Source organism: Polynucleobacter necessarius (genome assembly GCF_900095195.1).
GTDB lineage: Bacteria > Pseudomonadota > Gammaproteobacteria > Burkholderiales > Burkholderiaceae > Polynucleobacter > Polynucleobacter necessarius_G.
In genome coordinates, this window is the sequence record NZ_LT606950.1 from 1,535,114 (window position 1) to 1,550,368 (window position 15,255).

The 15,255-nt window shown below is 47.6% G+C and carries 10 protein-coding genes; all 10 read left to right on the plus strand.

What is annotated here, in order from left to right; translation table 11 throughout:
* Nucleotides 1-7: 7 nt before the first annotated feature.
* The gene (gene rplK / locus BQ1619_RS08505; RefSeq protein WP_114663437.1) at nucleotides 8-439 is read left to right on the plus strand and encodes a 50S ribosomal protein L11; all 432 of its coding nucleotides are present in this window, start codon (nucleotides 8-10) and stop codon (nucleotides 437-439) included.
* A 2-nt stretch (nucleotides 440-441) separates the two neighbouring features.
* A complete protein-coding gene (rplA, locus tag BQ1619_RS08510; RefSeq protein WP_114663438.1) occupies nucleotides 442-1,143 on the plus strand; it encodes a 50S ribosomal protein L1 in 702 nt (233 codons plus the stop codon).
* A gap of 234 nt (nucleotides 1,144-1,377) precedes the next feature.
* On the plus strand, nucleotides 1,378-1,932 hold the full coding sequence (rplJ, locus tag BQ1619_RS08515; RefSeq protein WP_114663439.1) for a 50S ribosomal protein L10: 555 nt from the start codon (nucleotides 1,378-1,380) through the stop codon (nucleotides 1,930-1,932).
* A 36-nt stretch (nucleotides 1,933-1,968) separates the two neighbouring features.
* A complete protein-coding gene (gene rplL, locus BQ1619_RS08520; RefSeq protein ID WP_114663440.1) occupies nucleotides 1,969-2,346 on the plus strand; it encodes a 50S ribosomal protein L7/L12 in 378 nt (125 codons plus the stop codon).
* A gap of 227 nt (nucleotides 2,347-2,573) precedes the next feature.
* The gene (gene rpoB, locus BQ1619_RS08525) at nucleotides 2,574-6,674 is read left to right on the plus strand and encodes a DNA-directed RNA polymerase subunit beta (protein ID WP_114663441.1); all 4,101 of its coding nucleotides are present in this window, start codon (nucleotides 2,574-2,576) and stop codon (nucleotides 6,672-6,674) included.
* Between the two features lies 1 nt (nucleotide 6,675).
* Nucleotides 6,676-10,938 carry a DNA-directed RNA polymerase subunit beta' gene (gene rpoC, locus BQ1619_RS08530; RefSeq protein ID WP_114663442.1) on the plus strand — a complete coding sequence of 1,421 codons (4,263 nt, stop codon included), beginning with the start codon at nucleotides 6,676-6,678 and terminating at the stop codon, nucleotides 10,936-10,938.
* A 177-nt stretch (nucleotides 10,939-11,115) separates the two neighbouring features.
* Nucleotides 11,116-11,496: a 30S ribosomal protein S12 gene (gene rpsL, locus BQ1619_RS08535; RefSeq protein WP_114663443.1), complete on the plus strand. Its 381-nt coding sequence runs from the start codon at nucleotides 11,116-11,118 to the stop codon at nucleotides 11,494-11,496.
* A gap of 161 nt (nucleotides 11,497-11,657) precedes the next feature.
* On the plus strand, nucleotides 11,658-12,128 hold the full coding sequence (gene rpsG, locus BQ1619_RS08540; RefSeq protein WP_114663444.1) for a 30S ribosomal protein S7: 471 nt from the start codon (nucleotides 11,658-11,660) through the stop codon (nucleotides 12,126-12,128).
* Between the two features lie 27 nt (nucleotides 12,129-12,155).
* Nucleotides 12,156-14,258 carry an elongation factor G gene (gene fusA / locus BQ1619_RS08545; protein WP_114663445.1) on the plus strand — a complete coding sequence of 701 codons (2,103 nt, stop codon included), beginning with the start codon at nucleotides 12,156-12,158 and terminating at the stop codon, nucleotides 14,256-14,258.
* 49 nt (nucleotides 14,259-14,307) lie between these two features.
* On the plus strand, nucleotides 14,308-15,255 hold a 948-nt coding region (gene tuf, locus BQ1619_RS08550; protein ID WP_114663446.1), incomplete at its 3' end, for an elongation factor Tu.

Below are 15,255 nucleotides of genomic sequence, written 5' to 3' on the forward strand. Positions count from 1 at the left end.
GCAACACATGGCAAAGAAGATTATTGGCTTTATTAAGCTGCAGATTCCTGCAGGTAAAGCAAATCCATCACCACCCGTAGGTCCAGCTTTGGGTCAGCGCGGTCTTAACATCATGGAATTCTGTAAGGCGTTTAATGCTCAAACTCAGAGCATGGAACCTGGCCTGCCAATTCCAGTCGTGATTACAGCGTTTGCTGATAAGAGCTTCACTTTCATCATGAAGACTCCTCCAGCAACCATCATGATCAAGAAAGCTGCGAAGTTGGAAAAAGGATCACCGCGTCCTCACACCGACAAGGTAGGAAAAATTACACGCGCCCAGGCGGAAGAGATCGCTAAGGCAAAAATGCCAGATTTGACAGCAGCCGATTTAGACGCAGCTGTTAGAACCATTGCTGGTGGCGCTCGTTCCATGGGCATCACTGTGGAAGGACTCTAATCATGACTAAATTATCGAAACGCGTTAAAGCGATTCAATCAAAAGTTGATCGCAATAAGTTTTATCCATTAGAAGATGCGTTGAACCTTGCCAAAGAGTGTGCAACTGCAAAGTTCGATGAGTCTATCGACGTTGCTGTTCAATTGGGTATTGATGCCAAGAAATCAGACCAAGTTGTGCGCGGCGCAGTAGTGCTCCCAGCCGGTACTGGTAAGCACGTTCGCGTTGCCGTTTTTGCGCAGGGCGAAAAAGCTGAGCAAGCGAAAGCTGCTGGTGCGGAAATCGTTGGCATGGAAGATCTTGCGGAACAAATCAAAGGCGGAAAAATTGACTTTGACGTTTTGATCGCATCCCCAGACACTATGAAAATTGTTGGAACTTTAGGTCAAGTGCTAGGCCCACGTGGCTTGATGCCAAATCCAAAGGTGGGCACTGTGACTCCTGATGTAGCCACTGCGGTTAAGAATGCAAAAGCTGGTCAAGTTCAGTTCCGTGTAGGCAAGGCCGGTATCGTTCATGCAAGCATTGGCCGTCGTTCATTCGAGCCAGCTGCATTGAAATCGAATTTGCTCGCATTGCTTGAGGCTTTGAATAAAGCAAAACCTCCTGCATCCAAGGGCGTGTATTTAAAGAAAGTTGCCGTAAGCAGCACCATGGGTGCAGGCGTACGTGTAGACCAAGCATCGTTACAGGTAGCTGCGTAATTAGCCTGTAACAAAAAAACTTTGGGTCGACTTTTGCCTTAAAACAAAAGTCGAACATCAAAGACCGTTGGTGAATTCGTTGCTAGTAAAGAGCAAATTCTTAATTGTTACGAAAGTGACGACCAGCGCAGATGGCGACCCTGAAAAGATTTTCACAAGAACCTTTGTGAACAAATGATCAGACGCTGGTGTGTAACCCCAGCTGGAAACAGTTGGTTTTTATGGAGTTAAACCGTGCCTTTGAATGTACAAGACAAAAAAGCGATTGTTGCTGATGTCGGCGCTCAATTGGCTGGAGCCCAAACTGTCGTTCTCGCTGAATACCGTGGTATTCCAGTTGGGCAACTGACAAAGCTACGTGCTAGCGCGCGTGACCAAGGCGTGTATCTTCGCGTTTTGAAGAACACATTGGCACGTCGTGCAACACAAGGCACTCAGTTTGAGCCTCTTGCTGATTCGATGGTTGGCCCCTTGATCTACGGCATTTCTGCTGATCCGATTGCTTCAGCAAAAGTATTGCAGAACTTTGCTAAGACTCAAAATTTGCTAGTCATTAAAGCTGGCTTATATAACGGCAAATTGTTAGACGTTGCAGGCGTAAAAGCTTTGGCAACAATTCCAAGCCGCGAAGAGTTGTTATCGAAACTATTGGGTGTTATGCAAGCCCCAGTTTCTGCAATGGCTCGCGTATTGGGCGCAGTAGCAGCACAAAAAGCAGCCGGAGCACCTGCTCCTGCAGCCGCACCAGAAGCTGGAACAGAAGCAAACGAAACCCCTGCCGCTGAATAAGCGGCAGATTAACTATTTAAGTATTAGGAGCTAAAAATGGCGGTTACTAAAGAAGAAATCATTGAAGCAGTAGGTAGCATGCCCGTTATGGATTTGAACGACTTGGTAAAAGCGTTCGAAGAAAAGTTTGGCGTTTCAGCTGCAGCGATGGCTGTTGCTGGTCCTACTGGTGGCGGTGATGCTGCTGGTGGTGGCGCAGAACAAACCGAGTTCACTGTAAACCTCGTTGAAGCTGGCGCAAATAAAGTTTCAGTAATTAAAGCGGTTCGTGAAATTACTGGCCTTGGTTTGAAAGAAGCGAAAGATTTGGTTGACGGTGCACCGAAGCCAATCAAAGAAGGCGTTGACAAGAAAACTGCTGAAGAAGCTAAGAAGAAACTCGAAGAAGCTGGCGCTAAAGCAGAACTCAAGTAATACAAACTCAGCTGGCGCTTCTCACAAAGGGGCGTTAGCCATGTTGGGTTTGACCTTTAGAGGTCAAACCCGATTTCAATCAGAAATGAAATCGGGTTTGCCTTCTGATACGACTGCAGAATGCAAGTTTGGTCGGACACTAGATCGAAACGGTTTAGTGTTGTCCGCCAGTGATTGGTAGTGGCCAATCGCCAAATCTTTGTACAGTCGCTGAATTCGGAGATGAAATGAACTATAGTTTCACCGAACGCAAGCGAGTCCGTAAAAGCTTTGCTAAGCGAGTAAATAACCACCAGGTTCCCTACCTGATCGCAACGCAGCTGGAGTCCTACGCTAAATTTTTACAGGCTAATAAGCCGGCTACCTCTCGTATTAATGAAGGATTGCAAGCTGCCTTTACATCAGCATTTCCTATTGTGTCGAACAACGGTTATGCACGTATGGAATACGTGTCCTATCAGTTGTCACAGCCACCGTTTGACGTTAAAGAATGTCAACAACGTGGTTACACATACCACTCTGCCTTGCGCGCAAAAGTTCGCTTGATTATTTATGATCGCGAAGCGCCTACTAAGGTCAAAGAAGTAAAAGAGAGTGAAGTCTACATGAGTGAAATTCCACTCATGACAGAAAACGGCTCTTTCGTGATCAACGGTACTGAACGCGTGATTGTTTCTCAGTTACACCGTTCTCCAGGCGTGTTCTTTGAGCACGATAAGGGCAAAACCCATAGCTCGGGTAAGTTGCTGTTCTCAGCGCGCATCATTCCTTACCGTGGTTCATGGCTCGATTTTGAGTTTGATCCAAAAGATATTCTGTATTTCCGTGTTGACCGTCGTCGTAAGATGCCTGTCACCATTTTGCTCAAGGCAATTAGCTTAAACAACGAGCAGATTCTTGCGAACTTCTTCAACTTTGACCATTTCTCATTGACTGCCAATGGCGCATCAATGGAATTTGTTCCAGAGCGTTTGCGCGGTCAGTTAGCTAGCTTTGATGTGGTTGATAAGAATGGCGTTGTAGTCATTCAAAAAGACAAGCGCATCAATGCTAAACATATTCGTGAGCTCGAAGCTGCTAAAACAAAAACAATTGCTGTTCCAGATGACTACTTAGTAGGCCGTGTGGTTGCACGCAATATTGTTGATCCAGATTCCGGTGAAATCTTGGCTTACGCTAATGATGAAATCACTGAAGAGTTGTTGGCGACATTGCGCGATGCTGGCATCAAGCAATTGGAAACCATTTACACCAATGATTTAGATTCTGGTGCGTACATTTCTCAGACATTGCGTACTGATGAAACTGCTGATCAAACAGCGGCACGTATTGCGATTTATCGCATGATGCGTCCTGGTGAGCCTCCAACAGAAGATGCTGTAGAGGCATTGTTCCAGCGCTTGTTCTACAGCGAGGATAGCTATGACTTATCTCGTGTTGGCCGGATGAAGGTCAACAGCCGTCTTGGTCGCGCTGAGATGGAAGGCCCAATGGTTCTCTCTAATGAAGATATCTTGGACACCATTAAGGCCTTGGTAGATTTGCGTAACGGTAAAGGCGAAGTAGACGATATTGATCACTTAGGTAATCGTCGCGTGCGTTGCGTTGGTGAATTGGCTGAAAACCAATTCCGCGCCGGTTTGTCACGTGTAGAGCGTGCGGTTAAGGAACGTCTCGGTCAAGCCGAAACAGAAAACCTCATGCCGCATGACTTGATTAACAGCAAGCCAATCTCTTCCGCTATTCGTGAGTTCTTCGGTTCTTCACAGCTGTCCCAGTTTATGGACCAGACCAACCCACTCTCAGAAATCACGCACAAGCGTCGTATTTCTGCATTGGGACCTGGTGGTTTGACACGAGAGCGCGCTGGTTTTGAAGTGCGCGACGTGCATCCAACCCACTACGGACGTGTTTGCCCAATTGAAACTCCAGAAGGACCAAACATTGGTTTGATCAACTCACTCGCGTTATTCGCGCGTTTGAATGAGCATGGTTTCCTAGAGACTCCATACCGCAAAGTTTCCAATAGCAAGGTAAGCGATGAAGTGGTTTACCTCTCTGCAATTGAAGAAGCCAAGTATGTGATTGCTCAGGCAAATGCGACAATCGACAAAAATGGTAAGTTAGCCGACGAACTCGTTTCTGCTCGTCAGGCTGGCGAAACCATGACGGTGAGTCCAGAGCGCATTGATTTCATCGACGTTGCTCCTAGCCAGATCGTTTCTGCCGCTGCTTCACTGGTTCCATTCTTGGAGCACGATGATGCGAACCGTGCGTTGATGGGTGCGAACATGCAACGTCAAGCGGTTCCTTGCTTGCGTCCAGATAAGCCATTGGTTGGTACGGGTTTAGAGCGTATTGTTGCGGTTGACTCCGGCACAGTTGTATTGGCAGCGCGTGGCGGTATCGTCGATTATGTTGATGCGAATCGTGTTGTGATTCGTGTGAACGATGATGAAACTGCTGCTGGTGAGGTTGGCGTAGATATTTACAACCTGATCAAATACACCCGTTCAAACCAAAACACCAATATCAACCAACGTCCAATCGTTCAGGTTGGCGATCGTGTAGCCCGTGGTGACGTAGTTGCCGACGGCGCATCTACCGATCTAGGTGAATTGGCTTTGGGTCAAAACATGACTGTGGCGTTTATGCCATGGAATGGTTACAACTTCGAAGATTCGGTCTTGATCTCTGAGAAGGTTGTTGCTGATGATCGCTATACCTCTATTCATATTGAAGAGTTGTCGGTAGTTGCTCGTGATACCAAGCTTGGTTCAGAGGAAATCACACGCGATATCTCCAATTTGGCAGAGTCACAACTCTCTCGTTTAGATGAGAGCGGTATTGTGTACATCGGTGCAGAAGTTGAAGCTGGCAACGTTCTGGTTGGTAAGGTCACTCCAAAGGGAGAGACCACTCTCACTCCTGAAGAGAAGTTACTACGTGCGATCTTCGGTGAAAAAGCATCTGACGTAAAAGATACTTCTTTGCGCGTTCCTTCCGGAATGGTTGGTACTGTTATCGATGTTCAAGTCTTCACGCGTGAAGGTATTGAGCGCGATGCTCGTGCACAGCCGATTATTCAAGAAGAATTGCAACGCTATCGTTTAGATTTGAATGACCAGCTGCGTATTGTTGAAGGCGATGCCTTCATGCGTTTAGAAAAGCTGTTGGTTGGCAAAGTTGCTAATGGCGGTCCTAAGAAATTAGCTAAAGGCACCAAGATCGACAAGGATTACCTTGCTGATTTAGATAAATATCATTGGTTTGATATTCGTCCAGCAGATGACGAAGTTGCCTCACAAGTTGAAGCAATTAAATCTTCTATCGAAGCGAAGCGTAAGCAGTTTGACGAGGCTTTTGAAGAGAAGCGCACCAAACTTACCCAAGGCGATGATTTGCAGCCTGGCGTAACGAAGATGGTTAAGGTTTACTTGGCCGTTAAGCGTCGCTTGCAGCCTGGTGACAAGATGGCCGGTCGTCACGGTAACAAAGGCGTGGTCTCTAAGATTGCGCCTGCGGAAGACATGCCATTTATGGCTGACGGACGCCCTGTTGATATCGTTTTGAACCCATTGGGCGTTCCTTCTCGTATGAACGTTGGTCAGATCTTGGAAACCCACTTAGGTTGGGCTGCTCAAGGTATTGGTAAGCGTATCGATGAAATGGTTCGTCAACAAGCCAAGCAAGCTGAACTGCGTAAGTTCTTCAAACAGCTTTACAACGAAACAGGTCGTCAAGAAGACATCGATAATTTCACTGATGAGCAAATCAATGCATTGGCTGAAAACTTACGTCAAGGCCTGCCATTTGCAACTCCAGTGTTTGATGGTGCTACCGAGGCTGAAATTGGTCGCATGCTTGAGTTGGCATACCCAGAAGAGGTTGCTAAGTCATTGCAGATGACTCCATCACGCCAGCAAATGGTTCTATTTGATGGCCGTACTGGTGATCAGTTCGAGCGCCCTGTAACTGTTGGCGTAATGCACGTCTTGAAACTCCACCACTTGGTCGATGACAAGATGCATGCTCGTTCAACTGGGCCTTATTCCTTAGTAACGCAGCAGCCATTGGGCGGTAAAGCCCAGTTTGGTGGTCAGCGCTTTGGTGAGATGGAAGTTTGGGCACTCGAAGCATACGGTTCTTCATATGTCTTGCAAGAAATGTTGACAGTGAAGTCCGATGACGTCGCAGGCCGTACCAAAGTTTACGAAAACATCGTCAAGGGCGAACACACGATTGATGCTGGTATGCCCGAATCCTTCAACGTATTGGTAAAAGAAATCCGTTCGTTGGGTATTGACATTGACATGGAGCGCAATTGATATGAAAGCATTGATCGATTTATTTAAGCAAACGCAGGGTGATGAGCAGTTTGATGTCATCAAGATTGGCCTCGCATCCCCTGAGAAAATTCGCTCATGGTCTTTTGGTGAAGTACGCAAGCCAGAAACCATCAACTATCGGACTTTTAAACCCGAGCGTGATGGTTTGTTTTGCGCCAAGATTTTTGGGCCAACTAAAGACTACGAGTGCTTATGCGGCAAGTACAAGCGCTTAAAGTTCCGTGGCGTTATTTGCGAGAAGTGCGGCGTTGAAGTTACTCTCGCTAAGGTGCGTCGTGAGCGCATGGGCCACATTGAGTTGGCGGCCCCTGTAGCGCATATTTGGTTCTTAAAGTCCCTGCCATCCCGTTTGGGCATGGTTCTCGATATGACATTGCGTGATATCGAGCGCGTTCTTTACTTTGAAACATATGTAGTAGTAGGCCCTGGCATGACTCCTGAAGGCGCGATGAAGCGCGGTCAGATCATGTCTGAAGATGAGTACGTTGCTAAAACCGAAGAGTATGGTGACGGTGCATTTACCGCCATCATGGGTGCGGAAGGTATTCGTGAACTCTTGCGTTCGATTGATATCGATCGTGAAGTTGAAACGATTCGTGCTGAGTTAAAAGCAACTGGTAGCGATGCCAAGATCAAGAAATACGCTAAGCGCTTAAAAGTGCTCGAGGCATTCCAAAGCTCAGGCATTAAGCCTGACTGGATGATCATGGAAGTATTGCCAGTATTGCCACCAGAGTTGCGCCCATTGGTGCCATTGGATGGCGGTCGCTTTGCTACCTCTGATTTGAACGACCTTTATCGTCGTGTGGTTAACCGTAACAATCGTTTGAAGCGTTTGTTGGAATTGCGCGCACCAGAGATCATCGTTCGTAACGAAAAGCGTATGTTGCAAGAGGCAGTTGACTCCTTGCTCGACAACGGTCGTCGCGGTAAGGCTATGACTGGCGCTAACAAGCGTCCTCTCAAGTCCTTGGCTGAGATGATTAAAGGTAAGAGCGGACGTTTCCGTCAAAACTTGCTCGGAAAGCGCGTTGACTACTCTGGTCGTTCAGTGATCGTGGTTGGTCCTACACTGAAATTGCATCAGTGCGGCTTGCCAAAATTGATGGCGCTCGAGCTGTTCAAGCCATTCATTTTCAACAAGCTTGAGACTTTGGGTATTGCAACCACAATTAAGGCTGCGAAGAAAGAAGTTGAAAGCCAGACGCCAAGCGTTTGGGACATTCTCGAAGAAGTGATTCGTGAACATCCAATCATGTTGAACCGTGCGCCTACATTGCACCGTCTTGGCATTCAGGCTTTCGAGCCAATGCTGATTGAAGGTAAAGCGATCCAATTGCATCCATTAGTCTGCGCCGCATTTAACGCGGACTTTGACGGCGACCAAATGGCGGTTCACGTTCCTTTGTCGCTCGAAGCGCAAATGGAAACGCGTACATTGATGTTGGCTTCGAACAACGTATTGTTCCCAGCCAACGGCGAACCATCTATCGTTCCTTCACAGGACGTGGTTTTAGGTTTGTACTACGCTACGCGTGACAAGATCAACGGCAAAGGTGAAGGCATGGTGTTCGCCAACATCACTGAAGTAGTGCGTGCATACGAAACGGGCCAAGTTGAATTGGCTTCCCGTGTTGCAGTGCGTATTACTGAGTATGAGATCGTGGATAAGAAGGCCGAAGGCGATGCGCGTTTTGCCCAGAAGACTAAGATCTATCAAACTTCGGTAGGCCGTGCAATTTTGTCTGAGATTCTGCCAAAGGGTATGTCTTTCGAGGAAATTAACAAGCCTTTGAAGAAAAAAGAAATCTCTCGCTTGATTAACACTTCATTCCGTAAGTGCGGTTTGCGTGAGACAGTGATTTTTGCTGATCGCTTGTTGCAGTCTGGTTTCCGCTTGGCAACTAAAGCCGGTATCTCGATTGCCATCGACGATATGTTGATTCCAACTTCTAAAGATCGCATCATTACTGAAACGTCTACTAAAGTTAAGGAATATGACAAGCAGTTCATGTCGGGTCTCGTAACCAATCAAGAACGTTATAACAACGTGGTTGATATTTGGGGTGCTGCTGGCGACCAAGTTGGTAAGGCCATGATGGATGAGCTGTCACACGTTGATGTGCTCGACCGTAACGGTAAAATTGCACGCCAAGAATCCTTTAACTCCATTTACATGATGGCGGACTCTGGTGCGCGTGGTTCTGCTGCGCAGATTCGTCAGTTGGCTGGTATGCGTGGTTTGATGGCGAAGCCAGACGGCTCCATTATTGAAACCCCGATTACTGCAAACTTCCGTGAAGGTTTGAATGTGTTGCAGTACTTCATTTCAACCCACGGTGCACGTAAGGGCTTGGCCGATACTGCATTGAAGACAGCAAACTCCGGTTACCTGACGCGCCGTTTGTGCGACGTTACTCAAGACCTCGTTGTGATCGAAGAAGATTGCGGTGCGACAACTGGCGTAACTATGAAAGCGCTTGTTGAGGGCGGCGAAATCACCGAAGCATTACGTGACCGCATTTTGGGCCGTGTATGTATCGGCGATATTGTTCACCCAGATACACAAGAAGTAATCGTGCCAAACGACACATTGCTCGACGAAGATCATGTTGATCAAATCGTGGCATTGGGTATCGATGAAGTGAAGGTTCGTACCGTACTTTCTTGCCAAACCCGTTACGGTTTGTGCGCGAAGTGCTACGGTCGTGATCTCGGTCGCGGCGGCTTGGTAAACGTTGGCGAAGCAGTTGGTGTGATTGCTGCTCAGTCGATTGGTGAGCCAGGCACACAGTTGACCATGCGTACCTTCCACATTGGTGGTGCAGCGTCACGCGCTTTGGTCGCAAACAACATTGAAGCCAAATCGAATGGTTCCTTGAAGTTCTCTGGCACGATGCGTGTTGTGAAGAACGCGAAGGGCGAGCAGATTGTGATTTCACGTTCCGGTGAGGTCTTGATCGCAGATGACAACGGTCGTGAGCGCGAGCGTCATAAAGTGCCCTACGGTGCAACTCTCTTATTAAAAGAAGGCGCAGCAGTCAAAGCAGGCGCAAGCTTGGCGACATGGGATCCATTAACCCGTCCGATTATTTCTGAGTACGCTGGTATCGCTCGATTTGGCAACGTCGAAGAGGGTGTAACCGTTGCTAAGCAGGTTGACGAAGTGACCGGTCTCTCCACTCTGGTGGTTATTGATGGTAAGCGTCGTTCTGCTGCAAGCAAAGGCGTTCGCCCAGTAATCAACTTGGTTGATGACAAAGGTAACGACGTGATGATCGCTGGTACTGATCACCCAGTAAACATTGGCCTCCAAGTGGGCGCCTTGATTACTGTTAAAGATGGTCAGAAGGTTGAAGTTGGTGAAGTATTGGCACGTATTCCAATCGAATCACAGAAGACTCGCGACATTACCGGTGGTTTGCCACGCGTTGCAGAATTGTTTGAAGCGCGTTCACCAAAAGATGCTGCTGTATTGGCGAAAGTGACTGGTACAGTTTCCTTTGGTAAAGAAACCAAGGGTAAGCAACGTTTGGTCATTACTGATATGGATGGCGAAGCCAATGAATTCTTGATTCCAAAAGAGAAGCAAGTTCTCGTTCACGACGGTCAAGTAGTGAACAAGGGCGAGATGATTGTGGAAGGCCCCGCTGATCCACATGACATCTTGACTCTCAAGGGCGTTGAAGAGTTGGCAATTTACATCGTTGACGAAGTGCAAGACGTTTATCGTCTCCAGGGTGTGAAGATTAATGACAAGCACATCGAAGTCATCGTGCGTCAGATGTTGCGTCGTGTTCAGGTAACTGAACCAGGCGACACCACATTCATCTCTGGTGAGCAAGTTGAGCGTTCTAAGCTTTATGACGAGAATGATCGCGTCATCGCCGAAGGTAAGCGTCCAGCTTCATTCGACAACGTATTGCTTGGTATCACCAAAGCATCCCTGTCGACAGACAGCTTCATTTCAGCGGCTTCTTTCCAAGAAACCACCCGTGTATTGACCGAAGCCGCAATTATGGGCAAGACCGATACACTCCGTGGCCTCAAGGAAAACGTCATTATTGGTCGCCTGATTCCTGCTGGTACCGGCTTGTCTTATCGCTGTGCACGCAAGGTCAGAGAGCAATTTGAGCGTGATCGTGCACAAATGATTGCTGCCGAAGAGAAAGCATTGGCTAACGCCCCCGTGGAAATCGAGGCGAAAGTCGTTGCTCCTACTGGGGAGGTTGATCCAAGCTAATTTGGTAATTCTGGCCACAAATGGCCAGTTTCCCCCATTTAGGTTGACGGGGAAGGCTGGCCAAGCTAGAATGCTGAGTTCTACTGATTCACAAGAGGGTCCTTTTGACCTGGAAATTCTCTAAGTCATTGACTTTATTGAAGAAAACAACAAAGAAGTACTAACCGAGCTATTTTTATGCCAACAATTAATCAACTATTACGCAAGCCAAGAACAAGGCTGACCGTTAAAAGCAAGAGCCCTGCGCTGCAAAATAGCCCGCAGCGCCGTGGTGTATGCACCCGTGTGTACACAACCACTCCTAAAAAGCCTAACTCTGCGCTTCGTAAAGTAGCCAAAGTTCGCTTGACCAATGGTTTTGAAGTGATTTCATACATTGGTGGTGAAGGCCATAACCTCCAGGAGCACTCGGTAGTGTTAATTCGTGGTGGTCGTGTGAAGGATTTGCCAGGTGTGCGTTACCACATCGTTCGCGGTTCTTTGGACTTGCAAGGTGTTAAAGATCGTAAGCAGGCACGTTCTAAGTACGGTGCTAAGCGCGCTAAGAAAGCTACTTAATTATTCTGTCATTAAGCAGTTGTAGGATTGGTAGTAAGTCGCTTTTGCCAGACTTAAAAGGCAAGTAAGTGGCTGTTCCGTTTAAGAATTTTTCTTAAATAGTAGGGCAGCCGGAGCGGTAATTCAGGTGGATTGCCCCTAACTGAACTGAAGGAGTAGTTATGCCACGTCGTCGTGAAGTTCCCAAACGGGAAATTTTGCCGGATCCAAAATTCGGTAATGTTGAAGTAGCTAAATTCATGAACGTCCTAATGTTGGACGGCAAGAAATCGGTTGCAGAGCGTATCGTTTACGGTGCCTTTGATTACATCGAGAAAAAAGCAAACAAAGAACCCCTCGAAATTTTTTCAACAGCCATGGGTAACGTTAAGCCAATGGTTGAGGTGAAGAGCCGCCGCGTTGGTGGTGCCAACTATCAAGTTCCTGTTGAAGTTCGCCCATCACGTCGCTCTGCTTTAGCAATGCGCTGGTTGCGTGAAGCCGCTAAGAAGCGTGGCGAAAAATCAATGGCGCAACGTTTGGCCAACGAATTATTAGAGGCTGCTGAAGGTCGTGGCGGCGCAATGAAGAAGCGTGAAGAAGTTCACCGTATGGCAGAAGCTAACAAAGCTTTCTCACATTTCCGCTTCTAATCGAATAGTTAAGAAAAGACATAAACAGTGGCACGCAAAACCCCCATCGATCGATATCGCAATATTGGTATCTCTGCGCACATTGACGCAGGTAAAACAACTACTACTGAACGCGTTCTGTTCTACACCGGTGTTAACCACAAGATTGGTGAAGTTCATGATGGCGCAGCTACCATGGACTGGATGGAGCAAGAGCAGGAGCGTGGCATCACGATTACTTCTGCCGCTACCACCGCCTTCTGGAAAGGCATGGCTGGTAACTATCAAGAGCATCGCATTAACATCATTGATACCCCAGGACACGTAGACTTCACCATTGAGGTTGAGCGTTCTATGCGTGTTCTTGATGGCGCCTGTATGGTTTATTGCGCGGTAGGTGGTGTACAGTCTCAGTCCGAAACAGTTTGGCGTCAGGCTAACAAGTACGGCGTTCCACGTTTAGCGTTTGTGAACAAGATGGACCGTACTGGTGCTAACTTCTTCAAAGTCTACGATCAGATGAAGGCTCGTTTGAAAGCGAATCCAATCTTGATTCAAATTCCAATTGGCGCCGAAGAAAATTTTCAAGGCGTTGTGGATTTGGTCAAGATGAAGGCGATCGTTTGGGATGATGCTTCACAAGGTATTAAATTTACTTACGAAGATATTCCTGCTGAGTTACAAGCATCTGCCGAAGAATGGCGCGAGAAGATGGTTGAAGCTGCAGCCGAAAGCTCAGAAGAGTTGATGGATAAATATCTCGGTGGCGAAGCGCTAACCGAAGAAGAAATCAAAAAAGCATTGCGCGACCGCACTATTGCTGGCGAAATCGTTCCAATGCTTTGCGGAACTGCCTTTAAAAACAAGGGCGTTCAGGCGATGTTGGATGCTGTAATCGATTACTTGCCTTCACCAGTGGACATTCCTCCTGTTAAAGGTGAATTGGAAGACGGTACAGAGACAGAGCGTAAGGCTGATGACAATGAGAAGTTCTCTGCGTTGGCGTTCAAAATCATGACCGGCCCATTCGTTGGCCAGTTGATCTTCTTCCGCGTCTATTCTGGCGTGATCAACTCTGGCGATACGATCTACAACCCAATTAAGGGTAGGAAAGAGCGTATTGGTCGTTTGTTGCAGATGCATGCTAATCAACGCAAAGAAATTAAAGAGGTTCGCGCAGGCGACATCGCCGCTGCAATTGGCCTCAAAGAGGCAACCACAGGTGAAACATTGTGTGATCCAGATAATATCGTGATTCTGGAGCGCATGGAATTCCCTGAGCCAGTGATTTCTCAGGCGGTTGAGCCTAAGACTAAGGCTGACCAAGAGAAGATGGGTCTCGCATTGAACCGTTTGGCTCAAGAAGATCCTTCATTCCGCGTCAAAACAGACGAAGAATCTGGTCAAACTATTATTTCCGGTATGGGCGAGCTCCACTTGGAAATTTTGGTGGATCGTATGAAACGCGAGTTCGGTGTTGAGGCGACCGTTGGTAAACCGCAGGTTGCCTATCGCGAAACGATTCGCAAGGTTTGTGACGAAATCGAAGGTAAGTTCGTTAAGCAGTCTGGTGGTCGCGGTCAGTATGGTCACGTTGTATTGAAGCTTGAGCCACAAGAACCAGGCAAAGGCTTTGAATTCGTTGACGCTATTAAGGGCGGTGTAGTTCCTCGCGAATACATTCCTGCAGTAGAAAAAGGCATTATTGAAACATTGAACTCCGGTGTATTGGCTGGTTATCCAGTGGTTGATATCAAGGCAACCCTGTTCTTCGGTTCATACCATGACGTTGACTCCAACGAAAACGCATTTAAGATGGCGGGCTCTATGGCGTTCAAAGACGGTATGCGTAAGGCAGCCCCAGTATTGCTTGAGCCAATGATGGCGGTTGAAGTTGAAACTCCAGAAGATTTCATGGGTAACGTGATGGGTGATCTTTCTTCACGTCGCGGCATTATGCAAGGTATGGATGACATTCATGGCGGCGGCAAGATTGTTCGTGCAGAAGTTCCTCTCGCAGAGATGTTTGGTTACTCCACTGGCTTGCGTTCTTTGACGCAGGGTCGTGCAACCTACACCATGGAATTTAAGCATTACGCAGAAGCACCGAAGAACGTAGCAGAAGCGGTTATGGCTGCTAAAGCGAAGTAATTTATCCACATTAATTTTGAATATTGACTAGCTAAGAAGGCAGACAAAAATGGCAAAAGAAAAGTTCGAGCGGACAAAACCGCACGTAAACGTAGGCACCATCGGTCACGTTGACCACGGTAAAACGACTTTGACAGCAGCAATCGCAACCGTGCTCTCAAAGGCATTCGGCGGCGAAGCAAAAGCATACGATCAGATTGATGCGGCTCCAGAAGAAAAAGCCCGTGGTATTACGATTAATACAGCACACGTTGAGTACGAGACAGCGAACCGTCACTATGCTCACGTTGACTGCCCAGGACACGCTGACTATGTGAAGAACATGATTACCGGTGCTGCGCAGATGGACGGCGCGATCTTAGTTTGCTCTGCTGCAGACGGCCCAATGCCACAAACTCGTGAGCACATCCTCTTGGCACGTCAGGTTGGCGTTCCTTACATCGTGGTGTTCCTCAACAAGTGCGACATGGTTGACGATGCTGAACTCTTAGAGCTCGTTGAAATGGAAGTGCGTGAACTCCTGTCTAAGTATGACTTCCCAGGCGATGACACACCGATCATCCAAGGTTCTGCGAAGTTGGCTCTAGAAGGCGACGAAGGCAAATTGGGTAAAGAAGCCATCATGAAATTGGCTGAAGCATTAGACACTTACATCCCAACTCCAGAGCGTGCTGTTGACGGTGCGTTCTTGATGCCAGTAGAAGACGTGTTCTCGATCTCCGGTCGCGGTACGGTAGTAACCGGTCGTATTGAGCGCGGCATCATCAAGGTAGGTGAAGAGATTGAAATCGTTGGTATCAAGCCAACCCTCAAGACCACTTGTACTGGTGTTGAAATGTTCCGCAAATTGCTCGACCAAGGTCAAGCAGGCGATAACGTCGGTATCTTGTTGCGCGGTACAAAACGTGAAGAAGTTGAGCGTGGCCAAGTATTGGCTAAGCCTGGTTCTATCACTCCACACGCCCACTTTACCGCTGAGGTTTACATCTTGGGTAAA